This is a genomic window from Geodermatophilus sp. SYSU D00696 (assembly GCF_054050235.1).
In genome coordinates this window covers 58241-73426 of the sequence record NZ_JBJGYY010000007.1, presented here as the reverse complement: position 1 = coordinate 73426, position 15186 = coordinate 58241, and the positions used below count along the sequence as shown (strand labels likewise).

Below are 15186 nucleotides of genomic sequence, written 5' to 3'. Positions count from 1 at the left end.
GTAGGTGACGTACTGGAACGGCCCCCTTGCAGGGGCCCGCGCCGAGCCTGCGAGGCGCGGGGGGGTCCTTAGACCGTCGTGATCGAGACGGTCTTGCGGCCGCGGCTGGTGCCGAAGGTGACCGCACCGGGCTGCAGCGCGAACAGCGTGTCGTCGCCGCCACGGCCGACGCCCAGGCCCGGGTGGAAGTGGGTGCCGCGCTGGCGCACGATGATCTCGCCGGCCTTGACGACCTGGCCGCCGAAGCGCTTCACGCCGAGGCGCTGGGCGTTCGAGTCGCGGCCGTTGCGGGAGGACGAGGCGCCCTTCTTGTGTGCCATGTCGTCGTCAGCCCTTCGTGATGTCGCGGATGACCACGTCGGTCAGCGGCTGACGGTGGCCCTGACGCTTGTGGTAGCCCGTCTTGTTCTTGAACTTGTGGATGCGGATCTTCGGGCCCTTGCCGTGGCCGACGATCTCGCCGGTCACGGTCACGCCGGCCAGCGCCTGCGCGTCACTGGTGACGGTCTCGCCGTCGACCAGGAGCAGGGCCGGGAGGGTGACGGTGTCGCCCGCCTCACCCGCGAGACGGTTGACCGTGAACCGGTCGCCCACGGCCACCTTGTGCTGCCGGCCACCGGCCTTCACGACTGCGTACACCACTGAACTCCTCGATCGCTGCTGTCAGTCCCGCGAATCGTCCCCGAGCGCACCCCGGCGCGGGCGCCGGGTGCTGGACGGGCCGCACCGCCTCCTCGACCCCGGGGCGGAGCCCGGTCGGGGCGGTGCAACCCGACCAGCGTACCCGAGCGGCCGGGACGGGGTCGAACGCGGCCCCGGCCGCTCCGGGTGCTGCTAGCTCGCCGGCGGGCCGGCCGGGCGGCTGGCGGCGCGGCGGCGCCGCGGGCGCACGGCGCCGGCGACCGCACCGGCACCGTTGCCGGCGGGCCCGCCGTCGGCGGGGTCCTCGTCGACCGGGCCGGGGTCGTCGACGCCGGCCCCCGGGGGCAGCGCCCCGTCGTCGTCCCCGGGGACGGGACCGGCGGCCGGCTCGTCGGCGGCCGGCTCGTCGGCGACCGGCTCGTCGGCGACCGGCTCGGTGACCTCTCCGCCGGGCACCTCGGCGCCGATCTGCACCGTCACCTCGACCTCGGGGGCCTCGGCGGCCGTCACGGCCGGCTCGGTGGCGGGCGCCTCGGCGGCATCGGCCCCGGCCGGTGCGTCGTCGGCGGGCTCCGCGGTGGTGTCCTCCGCGGCCGGGTCGGCACCGGAGGCGACGGCGAGCACGGCGGCGTCCTCGGCGGCCCGCTCCTCCCCCGACTGCCCGCGGTTGCGCCGGCCACGGTTGCGCCGGCCGCCGGAGCGCTGCCCGTCACCGGGGGTCGCGTCGGCGTCGGGGCCGGACGACTCGGTCGCGGCGGCCTCGACCGGCTCGCGCTCGGCCTCCTTGCGCTCGGCCTCCTTGCGTTCGGAGTCCGGCTTGCGCTCGTCCCGGCGGCCCGCGTCCCGGCGGCCGCCGTTGCCGCCGCCGGAGCCGTTCCCGCCGGAGCTCCCGCGGCGCTTCTCGTCCACCGGGTCGGTGTGCACGAGGACGCCCCGGCCGCGGCAGTGCTCGCACGGCTCGGAGAACACCTCGAGCAGGCCCTGCCCGACCCGCTTGCGGGTCATCTGCACCAGGCCCAGCGAGGTCACCTCGGCCACCTGGTGCTTCGTGCGGTCGCGGCCCAGGCACTCGGTGAGCCGGCGCAGCACCAGGTCGCGGTTGCTCTCGAGCACCATGTCGATGAAGTCGATGACGATGATGCCGCCGATGTCGCGCAGCCGGAGCTGGCGGACGATCTCCTCCGCCGCCTCCATGTTGTTGCGCGTGACGGTCTGCTCGAGGTTGCCGCCGGACCCGGTGAACTTGCCGGTGTTGACGTCGACGACGGTCATGGCCTCGGTGCGGTCGATGACCAGCGAGCCACCCGAGGGCAGCCACACCTTGCGGTCGAGCGCCTTGGCCAGCTGCTCGTCGATGCGCAGGTCGCGGAAGACGTCGCCCTCGCCGGTGTGCCGGGTCAGCCGGCCGGTGAGCTCCGGGGAGACGTGCGCGACGTAGGCCTCGACGGTGTCCCACGCGTCGTCGCCCTGGACGACGAGCTCGGTGAAGTCCTCGTTGAAGACGTCGCGGATGACCCGGATGGCGAGGTCGGGCTCGCCGTAGAGCAGCGAGGGGGCGTTGTTCGACGACGACGCCTTGGTCTGGATGACCTCCCACTGCGCCTTGAGCCGGGCGACGTCGCGGGTGAGCTCCTCCTCCGAGGCGCCCTCCGCGGCGGTCCGGATGATGACGCCGGCGTCCTCCGGGACGATCGTGCGGAGGATGTCCTTGAGCCGCTGCCGCTCGGTGTCGGGCAGCTTGCGGCTGATCCCGGTCATCGAGCCGCCGGGCACGTAGACCAGGAACCGGCCGGGCAGGTTGACCTGCTGGGTGAGCCGGGCGCCCTTGTGGCCGATCGGGTCCTTGGTGACCTGGACGAGGACCTTGTCGCCGGACTTGAGCGCCTGCTCGATCGAGCGCTGCTTGCCGGTGAGGCCGGCGGCCTCCCAGTTGACCTCGCCGGCGTAGAGGACGGCGTTGCGACCCTTGCCGATGTCGATGAACGCCGCCTCCATGCTGGGCAGCACGTTCTGCACCCGGCCGAGGTAGACGTTGCCGGCGAAGGACGTCGCCTGCGCCTGCGTGACGTAGTGCTCGACCAGGACGCCGTCCTCGAGGACCGCGATCTGGGTGCGCTCACCGCGCTGGCGGATGACCATCCGGCGCTCCACCGACTCGCGGCGGGCGAGGAACTCGGCCTCGGTGAGGATCGGCGCGCGGCGGCGCCCGGTGTCGCGGCCCTCCCGGCGGCGCTGGCGCTTGGCCTCCAGCCGGGTGGAGCCGGTGACGCCCCGGACGTCGTCATCGCTGGTCGCGCGGCCGTTGCGGCCGGCCCGCTCCGGGCGGTCGTCGTCGTCCTCGGCGCCGGACTCGGCGGTGGCCTCACCGCCACGGCGGCGGCGACGGCGCCGGCGGCGGGTGCCCGACCCGGCCTCGGCGTCGGCGCCCTCGTCCTCGGTGTCGGTGCCGTCCTCGCCCTCGGTGTCGGCGTCCTCGGTGGCGTCGGCGTCCTCGTCGTCGGTGTCCTCGTCGGAGGCCCGGTCGCCGGACTCCTCGTCGGCGTCGTCGCCGGTGCGGCCCCGGCCGCGGCCCCGGCGGCCGCGGCGGCGACGCCGGCTGCCGCCGCCGGCCTCGTCGCGGTCGGCGTCGTCGCGGTCGGTCTCGTCGGCGTCGGTCTCGGTGTCGTCGACGGCGTCCTCGGCGAGCCCGTCCTCGGGGGCGACGGTCTCGTCGGCCGGGCCGTCGGCGTCCGCGGACCCGCCGCGGCGGCGGGACCGGCCGCGGCGCGAGCGGGGCGCGGGCGCCTGCTCCTCGTCCTCCGCCGGCGGGCCGGCGTCCTCGACCTCGGGGGACTCGGGCAGCGGCCGGCGGCTGCGCCGGCGGGGTGCGGGCGCGACCTCGGCCTCGGGGGGCGCCACGAAGCTCACGAACGCCGGGGCCACCGGCGCGACCGGCAGCGGGGGCGGGGCGGCCACGGGGTCGGCCGACCCGGCGGGGCGGGTGGCCCGGCGGCGGGGCCGGGCGATCACGGCGGTGGGCTCGGGTGAGCTGAACTGCGCGCCGAACGGCGCCGGCAGCGTCTCCTCGGGCTCCTCCTCGGCCTCGGGTCCGGCGGGAGCCTCGGGCTCGGCGGGAGCCTCGGCCTGCTCGTCCACCTCGGGGAGCGGCTCGCCGGCGTTCTCGCCGTCCGCCGCCTCTCCGGTGAGCACTTCCGCGACGGCGGCGGAGTCGCCGGCGGAGGTGTCCGGGGCGGGGGTGCCGTCCGTGGTGGTCGGGTCGCTGGTCGTCTCGCTGGTGGTGTCGTTGTCCTGGTCGGCCACGAGGGCTCGCCTCCTGTGTGGTGCTCCCGGGCGCCGGTCCCCTCGGGGACAGGCGGCCGCGCAGGAGCACGGGTTGGGCGGGCCGGGCGGCCGCTCGGGGTGCGGCGGCGTGCTCGGCTCGCGAAGTCTGTGTGGTCGGTCCCGGTCGGCGGTGGCCGCGGTCGGGACCGGACTGCAGGTGGTGCGGTGGTGCGGTGGTCCGGGGTGGTGCCGGTGGTCTGGGCTCGTGCCGGGCGGGGCGCGTCACGTCTGGCAGCCGTGCCGCTCGACGGCGCGGTGGCGCCCGGGGTCGCCGGTCAGACCGCGGCGTGCTCCCCCTGGCAGCGGGTGCGCGCCGCTCGGTCGGGACCGAGCGGATCGGCCACGGTCCCGTTGTCGTCGAGCCGGCCCTGCGCCTCACGCACGGCCCGTGGGGGCGACGGCGGGCGCAGGTCGGCGACGGCAGCGAGAGCGGCCACCACGTCGTCGGGTCGAACGGCGGGCGTCACCTGCCGGACGACCATGTGCAGTATGGCACGTCCTGCCGCACCGCCCGCGGACGCCGAGGCCACGGGACCCCGCGCATCGACGTCCCGCAGGCCGTTCTTGGTGCGCTTGGCCACCGTGACCTCGTCCCGCGCGAGGAACGCGGCGAGCGCCGCGGACAGCTCGGCGGGCTCGATCCCGGGCAGCTCGACGCTCCACCGGGCGGCGTCGATCCGGTCGGCCAGCGACCCGCCGCCCTCGGCGGCCTCGACGCACTCGAGGACGTCGATGCCCGGCGGCAGCGAGTCGTCGAGGGCCGCCCGGACCTGCTCGGGGTCACGCCGCTCGGCCAGGCCGATCTCGAGGTACTCCGCCTCGCTGGCCGCCCCGGTCGGCGCCGCCCCGACGTAGCTGATCTTCGGGTGCGGGGTGAAGCCGGCGGAGTAGGCCATGGGCACCCGCGCCCGGCGCAGCGCCCGCTCCAGCGCGCGGGCGAGGTCGCGGTGGGAGGCGAAGCGCAGCGGGCCGCGCTTGGCGTAGCGCAGCCGCAGCCGCTGCACGGTCGGCGGCGGAGGCGGGCCCTCCGGGGAGCGGGCCACCGGTCAGCGCCCGACGACGGTGAGCGGCAGCAGGCTGCGCCCGGTGGGGCCGATCTGGATCTCGGTGCCCATGGTCGGGCACACGCCGCAGTCGTAGCAGGGGGTCCACCGGCAGTCGGCGACCTCCTCCTCTGCCAGCGCCTCCTGCCAGTCGTCCCAGAGCCACTCCTTGTCCAGCCCGGAGTCCAGGTGGTCCCAGGGCAGCACCTCGTGCTGCGTGCGCTCGCGGGTGGTGAACCAGTCGAGGTCGACGCCGAGGGCGCCGAGCTCCTCGGCGGCCGCGGCGGTCCAGCGCTCGTAGGAGAAGTGCTCGCTCCAGCCGTCGAACCGGCCGCCGTCGCGCCACACCCGCTCGATGACCCGGCCCACGCGGCGGTCACCACGGGACAGCAGCCCCTCGATGACGCCGGGCTTGCCGTCGTGGTAGCGCAGGCCGATCGAGCGGCCGATCCGGCGGTCGGCGTTGATGGCCTGCCGCAGCACCCTCAACCGGTGGTCGATGGTCTCCGCGCTGGCCTGGCCGGCCCACTGGAAGGGCGTGTGGGGCTTGGGCACGAAGCCGCCGATGGAGACGGTGCAGCGGATGTCCTTGCGGCCGCTGGCCTCCCGGCCGGCGCGGATGACCTCGACGGCGAGCTCGGCGATCTCGAGCACGTCCTCGTCGGTCTCCGTGGGGAGCCCGCACATGAAGTAGAGCTTCACCTGCTGCCAGCCGTTGGCGTAGGCGGTGGTGACCGTGCGGACCAGGTCCTCCTTGGACACGGTCTTGTTGATCACCCGGCGGATCCGCTCGCTGCCACCCTCGGGCGCGAAGGTCAGCCCGGAGCGCCGGCCGTTGCGGGACAGCTCGTTGGCCAGCGTGACGTTGAAGGCGTCGACGCGGGTGCTGGGCAGGGACAGCCCGGTGTTGGTGCCCTCGTAGCGGTCGGCGAGCTCCTTGGCCACCTGGGCGATCTCGGAGTGGTCGGCGCTGGACAGCGAGAGCAGCCCCACCTCCTCGTAGCCGGTGGCGCGCAGGCCCTGGTCGACCATCGAGCCGATGCCGGTGATGGTCCGCTCGCGCACTGGACGGGTGATCATCCCGGCCTGGCAGAACCGGCAGCCCCGCGTGCAGCCGCGGAAGATCTCCACGCTCATCCGCTCGTGCACGCTCTCGGCCAGCGGCACCAGCGGCGTCTTCGGGTAGGGCCACTCGTCGAGGTCCATCACGGTGCGCTTGCCGACCCGCGCCGGGACGTCGTCGCGGGTGCGGGACACCGCCGCGATCGCGCCGTCGGGACCGTAGGAGACGGCGTAGAAGCGCGGGACGTAGACGCCGTCCACGCGGGCCAGCCGGGCCAGCAGCTCCTCGCGGCCGCCGGGGCGGCCCTGCTCCTTCCACGCCCTGACGACGTCGGTGATGTCTCCGACGGCCTGCTCGCCGTCGCCGAGGACCGCGCAGTCGACGAAGTCGGCGATCGGCTCGGGGTTGAAGGCGGCGTGCCCGCCGGCGACGACGACCGGGTGGGTCTCGTCGCGGTCGGCCGCGTGCAGCGGGATCCCGGCGAGGTCGAGGGCCTCGAGCAGGTTGGTGTAGCCGAGCTCGGTCGCGAAGCTCACCCCGAGCACGTCGAAGTCGCGCACGGCGCGGTGGGCGTCGACGGTGAACTGGCCGACGCCGTGCTCGCGCATGAGAGCGGCGAGGTCGGGCCAGACGGCGTAGGTGCGCTCGGCGAGGGCGTCGGGGCGCTCGTTGAGCACCTCGTAGAGGATCATGAGGCCCTGGTTGGGCAGCCCCACCTCGTAGGCGTCGGGGTACATCAGCGCCCAGTGGACGGCGACGTCGTCCCACGCCTTGACCTGCGCGTTCAGCTCGCCGCCGACGTACTGGATCGGCTTCTGCACCTGGGCCAGCAGCGGCTCGAGTCGGGGGTAGAGGCTCTGTCCGGTCATGACCGGTCCAGGGTAGACGCGCCGTCCCCCGGTGCCGGACCCGTTCGCCGAGCTGCAGCACTCCGTCACTGCACCTAAACTCGCCGTGACCGACGGGGGCGTCTGCGAGGGGGACCATGACCCAGCCGGCCGGGGCCACCGGTGTGCTGCGGGACGCCGACGGCGTCCTCCCCACCCGACCCGGCGGCGGGTCCTGGCTGACCCTCCCCCCGGGGCGCGTGATGCCCGCCGAGCAGTGGGCCGCCCACCACGCGTTCGTCCTGCGCACGCTCACCGTCCTGCTGGCCGCGGTGCCGGTGTACGCGCTGGTCCGGGGCGCCGGTCCGGTGTCGGCGGCCCTGCACACCGCTCCCCTGGCGGTGCTGGTCCTGCTCGCGGGGGCGCCGGCCCTGCGCCGCAGCACCCGGGCGGCCGCCGCGGCCCTCGCGCTCATGACCGCCGCCGCACTCGCCGTGCAGCTGTCCTCCGGCGCCACCGAGGCGCACTTCCTCTTCTTCGCGCTGCTGCCGCTGGCCGCCCTCTACGCCGCCCGGGCGCCGTTCCTGCTCGCGATCGCCTTCGTCGGCGCGCACCACCTCGTGCTGGGCACCCTGGTGCCGCACGCGGTGTTCGAGCACGACGTCGCGCCGCTGCCCATGGCCCTGCTGCACGCCGCCTTCGTGCTGGTGGAGAGCTGGGCGTGTCTGGTGGCCTGGCGGCGGTTCGACGACCGGCGCGAGGTCGTCGAGGCGCTGGTCGCCGAGCGCACCGCGGAGCTCGCCGCCCAGCGCGACGAGCTGGCCCGGCTGGCCGCCGTCGTGCAGACCACCGACGACGCCGTGGTCACCACCACCACCGACGGCACGATCACCAGCTGGAACCCCGGCGCCGAGCGGCTCTACGGCTGGTCGGCCGCCGAGATCGTCGGCCGGCACGTCTCGCTGCTGTCGGCCGGCCCGCCGCTGCCGGCGGACCTCACGAGGCTGCCTCCCGGCAGCCACGAGCGGCGGCACCGCCGGCGGGACGGCTCGGCCTTCGACGCGCTGGTCACGTTCTCGCTCATCCGGGACGACGACGGGCGGCCGACCGGCGTCGCGGGCATCGCGCGGGACATCACCGGGCGCAAGCGCAGCGAGGCCCAGGCGCACGCGGCGGCCCGCCAGCTCGAGCAGCAGGCCGGCGAGCTGGCCCGGCTGGCCCTGCACGACCCGCTCACCGGGCTGGCCAACCGCGCGCTGATGCAGGACCGCCTCGAGCACGCCCTCGCCGACCGCCGCGCCCGCCGGCACGCGGTGCTGCTGCTCGACCTCGACGACTTCAAGGCGGTCAACGACGACTGCGGGCACGAGGCCGGTGACGCGGTCCTGACCGCGGTCGCGCGGCGGCTGGAGTCCAGCGTGCGCCCGGCCGACACCGTCGCCCGCCTCGGCGGCGACGAGTTCGTCGTGCTGATGGAGGACGTCGAGGGCCGCCGCGACGTCGTCACGGTGGCCGAACGGCTGCTGCGGACGCTGCGCGAGCCCGTGGCGTGGGGCGACGAGCGGTTCACCGTGGGCGGCAGCGTCGGCGTCACGCTCACCGACGCCAACGACCGCCGCGGCATGGACGACCTGCTGCGCGACGCCGACCTCGCGATGTACGTGGCCAAGTCCGGCGGCAAGAACCGGGTGCGTGTGTTCGAGCGCGGGATGCGCGAGGAGGTCGCCGCGCAGGACGAGCTGGTGCGCGACCTCCGCGCCGCCGTCGACGCCGGCGAGCTGCGGGTGCTCTACCAGCCGCAGGTCGACCTGCGCACCGGCGCGGTCACCGGCGTCGAGGCGCTGGCCCGCTGGCAGTCGGGCAGCCGGGGGCTGGTCGAGCCGGCCGGCTTCATCCCGGTCGCGGAGGCCGCCGGGGTCATCGACGCCATCGACGACTGGGTCATCCGCGAGGCGTGCGGCCAGCTGCGGTCGTGGGACGCGGCGGGCCTGCCGGAGCTGCGCATGGCGGTCAACGTGTCCCCGCGCCGGCTGGCCACCGGCGACCTCGCCGTCTCGCTGGCCGGTGCCGCGCGCGCCGCCGGGGTCGACCCCGGCCGGCTGGAGATCGAGGTCCCCGAGGCGGTGGCGTCCGGGCCCGACACCGCGGCCGGCATCCGCGACGTGCACGCGCTGGGCGTGCACGTGGTGATCGACGACTTCGGCACCGGCTCGTCGTCGCTGGCCCGGCTGCGGGACCTGCCGCTGCACCGGCTGAAGATCGACCCGTCCTCGGTGGCGCGGCTGGCCGCCGGGGCGGCGGGCGGGTCGCTCGCCGACGCCGTCATCGCGCTGGGCAACAGCCTGGGCCTGGAGGTCGTCGCCGAGGGCGTCGAGCAGCCCGGCCAGCTCGCCGCGCTGCGCGCGCTGGGCTGCGGCGTGGCCCAGGGGCACCTGTTCGGCGCCCCGGTGCCGGCCGCGGCCGTCGAGCGGATGGTGCGCGCCGGCCGCCCGCTCATCGGCGCCGCCTGCTGAAGGACCCCCTCGCCCCCCACCACTCGCAGGCTCGTGGCGGGCCCCTACGAGGGGGCCGAAGGGCCTCGCGCCGGCTAGCCCAGGTCGGGGAAGAAGAGCCCGATCTCGCGCGCGGCGGACTCGTCGGAGTCCGAGCCGTGCACGATGTTGGACTGCACCTCGAGGGCGAAGTCGCCGCGGATGGTGCCCGGTGCGGCCTTCACCGGGTCGGTGGCGCCGGCCAGGGCGCGGAAGGCCTCGACGGCGCGCGGCCCCTCGACGACGAGGGCCAGCAGCGGGCCGCCGGTGATGAACTCGACCAGCGAGCCGAAGAACGGCTTCTCGCGGTGCTCGGCGTAGTGCTGCTCGGCGACCTCGCGGGGCAGCGTGCGCAGCTCGGCGGCGACCAGGCGCAGGCCCTTGGCCTCCAGCCGCGAGACGACCTCGCCGACCAGGCCGCGGGCGACGCCGTCGGGCTTGACGAGGACCAGGGTGCGATCAGTCACGGGGCGGCAGCCTACGGGACGCCGGTCAGGCGCCCCGCGACTCGGCGACACGCCGCATCCAGTAGCGGAACCAGTCGGAGCCGTAGGGGACGTAGACGCGCGTCGGGATCCCGCGGCGGGCCAGGTCGTCGAGGACGTCGGGCCGCACGCCCAGCAGCTGCTCCACGGTCACCGGCCGCCCCGCCAGCAGGAGCAGCGCCTCGCGCAGCCGCCCGTCGTGGGTGGCCATCGACCAGTCCGCCCCGCGCTCGGCGAGGCGGGCGCCCAGCCGGAGGTAGGCGACGTCGGTGGGCTCCCCGTAGCGGTGGACCCCCGCCCGCTCGACGTAGGCCCCCTTGACCAGCCGGACGTGGACGCCGGCGGTGACGAGGGCGTCGGCGTCCTCGGGTGAGCGCCGCAGGTTGGCCTGGACGGTGGCGCCGAGCCGGTCGGCCAGGCCGCGGCCGGCGACGGCGAGCACGCAGGACAGCACCGCGTCGGTGCGGGCGGCCTCCTCCGCGCCCACCTGGATCCGCCGCCCCGGCGGCAGGGTGCCCGCGACGGCGGCGAGCCGGTCGGCGGTGCCGGCCGGGTCCGTGTCGAGCGCGAGGTGGCTCAGGTCGACCGCGAGCCACGCGTCGGCCGGCGGGCCGGGCAGGGCCGCGGCCAGGGACAGGTACTCCTCGACGACCCGCTGGGCGACCGCGACGTCGGCGACGTGCTCACCGAAGAGGTCGACGCTCACTCCCCGGCCGTCGGCGAGCAGCCGCCCGGTGACCGCCAGCGCCTCCTCGCGGGTGCGGCCGGCCACGTAGCGGGACGCCGCCCGCCAGCCGAGCCGCTCGCCGGCCGGCAGCGCGCGGACGGCGCTCTCGAAGCGCGCGCTGGTCGCCAGCCGGAACAGCACCGCGCGGTCGAGACCCACCCGGTCACCCTGCCAGAGCGCGGGCGGCTCAGACCGGCGGCGGGGCGTCCTGGTCAGGCGGCGCGGCCGGCTCGCGGAACGGCGAGCCGAGCAGCTCCTTGCGGATCTGCAGCAGGTAGAGCCAGATGAGCACGAAGACGCCCCCGACGAACCACATGGCGCCGTCGATGAGGCCGGTGAGCAGCAGCGGGACCTGCAGCGCGGTGCCGATCTCCAGCCCGCGCGGCCGCCGCTGGATCCCGCTGGCCAGCACCAGGAGCACGGCGAGCACCAGCAGGACCGTCAGCCGGGCCCCGCCGAGACCGGCCTCGGTCTGGGCGATCGCCCGGGGCACGAACAGCACCGCGATGCCCTCGAGGAGCAGCACGGCCGCGGCGGCGCCGCGCAGCGCGCGCCCCGCCCGGACCGGGTCGGGCGCGGTCACGGCTTCCCGCCCAGCACGGTGCGGGCCTCGCCGGCGGTGACCACGCTGCCGGTGACGAGCACGCCCGAGCCGCCGAGCGCGTCGTCGGGACCGGCCTCGGCCAGCTCGACCGCCTCGGTGATCGCCTCGGGCAGCCGCGGGGAGACGCTGACCCGGTCGGCGCCGAAGACGTCGACGGCCAGCGCGCCCAGCTCGTCGGCCGGCATCGCCCGGGGCGAGCCGTTCTGGGTGACCACCAGCTCGGCGCAGACGGTCTCCAGCTCGCGCAGCATCCCCTCGACGTCCTTGCCGCGCACGCAGCCGACGACGCCGACCAGCCGGGTGAAGTCGAACGACTCCCGGATCGCCTCCACGGTGGCGGCCATGCCGGCGGGGTTGTGCGCGGCGTCGACGAGCACGGTGGGGCTGGTGCGCACCCGCTCGAGCCGGCCCGGGGAGCGCACGGCGGCGAGCGCGGCGCGCACGGTGTCGACGTCGATGGGGCCGGTGGCCGCCCCCGCGCCGAGGAACGCCTCGACGGCGGCCAGCGCGGTGACGGCGTTCTGCGCCTGGTGCGCGCCGAACAGCGGCAGGAAGAGCTCGTCGTACTCGCCGCCGAGGCCCTGCAGCCGCAGCTGCTGCCCGCCGACGGCGACCTTGCGCTCCAGCACCCCGAACTCGGTGCCCTCGCGGGCGACGACGGCCTCCACCTCGACGGCGCGGCGCACCAGCGCGTCGAGGGCGGCCGGCTGCTGGTGCGCCAGGACGGCGATCGCGTCGGCCGTGATGATCCCGGCCTTCTCCCCGGCGATCGTGCCGACGTCGGGGCCGAGGTACTCCGCGTGGTCGAGCGCGACCGGGGTGACGACGGCGACCCGCGCGTCGACGACGTTGGTGGCGTCCCAGGTGCCGCCCATGCCGACCTCGATCACGGCGACGTCGACCGGGGCCTCGGCGAAGGTCGCGTAGGCCATGCCCACCATGACCTCGAAGAAGCTCATCGGGTGCTCGCCGGCGGCGTCGACCATCTGCACGTAGGGCGCGATGTCGGCGTACGTCTCGACGAACCGCTCGGCGCCCACCGGCTCGCCGTCGAGCACGATCCGCTCGCGTACCGACTGCAGGTGCGGGCTGGTGAAGCGGCCCACGCGCAGGCCGAAGCCGCGCAGCAGCTCGTCGACGATCCGCGCCGTCGTCGTCTTGCCGTTGGTGCCGGCCACCTGGACCACCGGGTAGGCCCGGTGCGGGTTGCCCAGCAGGTCGACCAGGGCCGCGATCCGGGTGAGCGAGGGCTCCAGCCGGGTCTCCGGCCAGCGGGCCAGCAGCTCCTCCTCGACGCGGGTCAGGTCGCTGCTCATCCTCCCCAGGATGCCAGCCGGGCGGTTCCTAGGATGGAGCCCATGGTCGCCGACACCCGCACCCCGGTCAGCACCGCTCCGGGAGCCGGCGCGGGCGTACCCGACAAGCCGAGCCTCGACGGTCTCGAGGAGAAGTGGGCCGCCCGCTGGGCGGAGGCCGACACCTACGCCTTCGACCGCGCGGCGGCCCTGTCGGCACCCCGGGAGCAGACGTACTCCATCGACACCCCGCCGCCGACCGCGAGCGGGTCGCTGCACGTCGGGCACGTGTTCAGCTACACCCACACCGACGTCGTCGCCCGCTACCAGCGGATGCGCGGCCGGCACGTCTACTACCCGATGGGCTGGGACGACAACGGCCTGCCCACCGAGCGCCGGGTGCAGAACTTCTACGGGGTCCGCTGCGACCCCTCGCTCCCCTACGACCCGTCGTTCGAGCCCCCCGCGAAGCCGGGCAAGGACCAGCAGCCGATCTCGCGGCGCAACTTCGTCGAGCTGTGCATGCGGCTCACCGAGGAGGACGAGGCCGCCTACGAGCAGCTGTGGCGCCGCGTCGGGCTGTCCGTGGACTGGACCAACGTCTACCGGACGATCTCCGAGGCCTCCCGCGCCACCGCACAGCGCGCCTTCCTGCACAACCTCGCCCGCGGCGAGGCCTACGCGCAGGAGGCGCCGACCCTCTGGGACGTCACCTTCCGCACCGCGGTGGCGCAGGCCGAGCTGGAGGACCGCGAGCGCCCCGGCGCCTACCACCGGATCTCCTTCCACTCGGCCGACGGGCCGGTGTTCATCGAGACCACCCGGCCCGAGCTGCTGCCGGCCTGCGTGGCACTGGTGGCCCACCCCGACGACGAGCGCTACCAGGGGCTGTTCGGGTCGACCGTGCGGACACCGCTGTTCGGCGTCGAGGTGCCGGTGGTCGCCCACCGCCTGGCCGAGCCGGACAAGGGCTCGGGCATCGCGATGATCTGCACCTTCGGCGACCTCAACGACGTCACCTGGTGGCGGGAGCTGCAGCTGCCCACCCGCGCGGTGATCGGCTGGGACGGCCGGCTGGTGCCCGACGCGCCGGCCGACGTGCCCGCCGAGGTCTACGCCGAGCTGGCCGGGAAGACGGCGTACAGCGCGCAGCAGCGGATCGTGGAGATGCTGCGCGAGTCCGGCGACCTGCACGGCGAGCCGACCGCGATCACCCACCCGGTGAAGTTCTACGAGAAGGGCGAGCGCCCGCTCGAGATCGTCACCACGCGGCAGTGGTACATCCGCAACGGTGGCCGCGACGCCGAGCTGCGCGACGCCCTCGTCGCCCGCGGCCGGGAGATCCAGTGGGTGCCCGAGCACATGCGGTACCGCTACGAGAACTGGGTCGAGGGCCTCAACGGCGACTGGCTGATTAGCCGGCAGCGGTTCTTCGGTGTCCCGTTCCCGGTCTGGTACCGGCTCGACGCCTCCGGCGACCCCGTGCACGACGACCCGATCCTCGCCCCCGAGGAGTCGCTGCCGGTCGACCCGTCGTCCGACGTGCCGCCCGGGTTCGACGAGTCGCAGCGCGGCGTCCCCGGCGGGTTCGTCGCCGACCCCGACGTCATGGACACCTGGGCGACGTCGTCGCTGTCGCCGCAGGTGGCCTCGGGCTGGGACACCGACCCGGAGCTGTTCGCGCACGTCTTCCCGATGGATCAGCGGCCGCAGGCGCACGACATCATCCGCACCTGGCTGTTCTCCACCGTCGTCCGCTCGCACTTCGAGCACGGCACGGTGCCGTGGACGCACGCCACGATCTCCGGGTTCGTCGTCGACCCCGACCGCAAGAAGATGTCGAAGTCGAAGGGCAACGTCGTCACCCCGATCGACGTGCTCGAGCGCTACGGCACCGACGCCGTCCGGTGGCGGGCCGCCGGTGCCCGGCCGGGCGCGGACTCGCCGTTCGACGAGGCGCAGATGAAGGTCGGCCGGCGGCTGGCCATGAAGATCCTCAACGTCGGCAAGTTCGTGCTCGGGCTCGGGGTCACCGCCGGCCTCTCCGCCGAGCAGGTCACCGAGCCGATCGACCGGGGGCTGCTGCGCCGGCTGGCCGACGTCGTCGACGAGGCCACCGCGGCGATGGAGGCCTACAACTACACCCGCGCGCTCGAGGTGACCGAGACGTTCTTCTGGTCGTTCTGCGACGACTACGTGGAGCTGGTGAAGTCCCGCGCCTACGGCAGCGGGGCGGCGGCGGAGTCGGCGCAGGCCGCGCTGGCGCTGGCGCTGTCGGTGCAGCTGCGGCTGTTCGCGCCGGTGCTGCCGTTCGTCACCGAGGAGGTCTGGTCCTGGTGGCAGGGCGGCTCGGTGCACCGCGCGTCGTGGCCGGCCGCCGCCGAGCTGCCCGCCGGGGGCGACCCGGAGGTGCTGCCCGCGGTGGCCGCCGCGCTGGCCGGGGTCCGCAAGGCCAAGTCCGACGCCAAGGTGTCGATGCGGGCCGACGTCGAGTCCGCGACCGTGACCACGCCGGACGTCGCGCGGGTGGAGGCCGGCCGCGGTGACCTGACCGACGCCGGGCGGATCGCGTCGCTGACCGTCGTCGCCGGCGAGGGCCCGCTGTCGGTCGACGTCGTCCTGGCGCCACCCGCGGAGGGCTGAGCCCG

General features: G+C 75.4%; 11 protein-coding genes. 2 read left to right on the top strand and 9 right to left on the bottom strand.

Annotated elements, in window-relative coordinates; translation table 11 throughout:
• Positions 1-68: 68 nt before the first annotated feature.
• The 5 genes from rpmA to ACI79O_RS06620 form a co-directional block, all read right to left on the bottom strand.
• The gene (rpmA, locus tag ACI79O_RS06640) at positions 69-320 is read right to left on the bottom strand and encodes a 50S ribosomal protein L27 (RefSeq protein ID WP_456875602.1); all 252 of its coding nucleotides are present in this window, start codon (positions 318-320) and stop codon (positions 69-71) included.
• A 7-nt stretch (positions 321-327) separates the two neighbouring features.
• Positions 328-639, bottom strand: a complete 312-nt coding sequence (gene rplU, locus ACI79O_RS06635; protein WP_456875603.1) for a 50S ribosomal protein L21 — start codon at positions 637-639, stop codon at positions 328-330.
• Positions 640-834: 195 nt separating this feature from the next.
• Positions 835-3942, bottom strand: coding sequence for an Rne/Rng family ribonuclease (locus ACI79O_RS06630; protein WP_456913624.1), 3108 nt, complete (start codon positions 3940-3942; stop codon positions 835-837).
• A 296-nt stretch (positions 3943-4238) separates the two neighbouring features.
• Positions 4239-5006 carry a TIGR03936 family radical SAM-associated protein gene (locus ACI79O_RS06625; protein WP_456889067.1) on the bottom strand — a complete coding sequence of 256 codons (768 nt, stop codon included), beginning with the start codon at positions 5004-5006 and terminating at the stop codon, positions 4239-4241.
• A gap of 3 nt (positions 5007-5009) precedes the next feature.
• On the bottom strand, positions 5010-6938 hold the full coding sequence (locus ACI79O_RS06620; RefSeq protein ID WP_456889068.1) for a TIGR03960 family B12-binding radical SAM protein: 1929 nt from the start codon (positions 6936-6938) through the stop codon (positions 5010-5012).
• 116 nt (positions 6939-7054) lie between these two features.
• Between ACI79O_RS06620 and ACI79O_RS06615 the strand changes: the two genes are divergently transcribed.
• Positions 7055-9409 carry a putative bifunctional diguanylate cyclase/phosphodiesterase gene (locus tag ACI79O_RS06615; RefSeq protein WP_456913623.1) on the top strand — a complete coding sequence of 785 codons (2355 nt, stop codon included), beginning with the start codon at positions 7055-7057 and terminating at the stop codon, positions 9407-9409.
• Between the two features lie 74 nt (positions 9410-9483).
• Here ACI79O_RS06615 and ndk read toward each other — a convergent pair whose 3' ends face one another.
• Genes ndk through ACI79O_RS06595 form a run of 4 tightly spaced genes read right to left on the bottom strand, consistent with a single transcriptional unit; the run spans position 9484 to position 12559 of the window.
• A complete protein-coding gene (gene ndk / locus ACI79O_RS06610; protein WP_456875608.1) occupies positions 9484-9894 on the bottom strand; it encodes a nucleoside-diphosphate kinase in 411 nt (136 codons plus the stop codon).
• Between the two features lie 25 nt (positions 9895-9919).
• Positions 9920-10798, bottom strand: a complete 879-nt coding sequence (locus tag ACI79O_RS06605) for a proline dehydrogenase family protein (RefSeq protein WP_456913622.1) — start codon at positions 10796-10798, stop codon at positions 9920-9922.
• Between the two features lie 28 nt (positions 10799-10826).
• Positions 10827-11222, bottom strand: a complete 396-nt coding sequence (locus ACI79O_RS06600) for a DUF4233 domain-containing protein (RefSeq protein ID WP_456889072.1) — start codon at positions 11220-11222, stop codon at positions 10827-10829.
• Positions 11219-12559 (bottom strand): bifunctional folylpolyglutamate synthase/dihydrofolate synthase, encoded by a 1341-nt coding sequence (locus ACI79O_RS06595; protein WP_456889075.1) that lies wholly within the window; start codon positions 12557-12559, stop codon positions 11219-11221. Before ACI79O_RS06595 ends, ACI79O_RS06600 begins: the two co-directional genes overlap by 4 nt.
• Before the next feature lie 42 nt (positions 12560-12601).
• On the opposite strand from ACI79O_RS06595, the gene valS reads away from it, so the two are divergent.
• A complete protein-coding gene (valS, locus tag ACI79O_RS06590; RefSeq protein ID WP_456913621.1) occupies positions 12602-15181 on the top strand; it encodes a valine--tRNA ligase in 2580 nt (859 codons plus the stop codon).
• Positions 15182-15186: the final 5 nt, after the last annotated feature.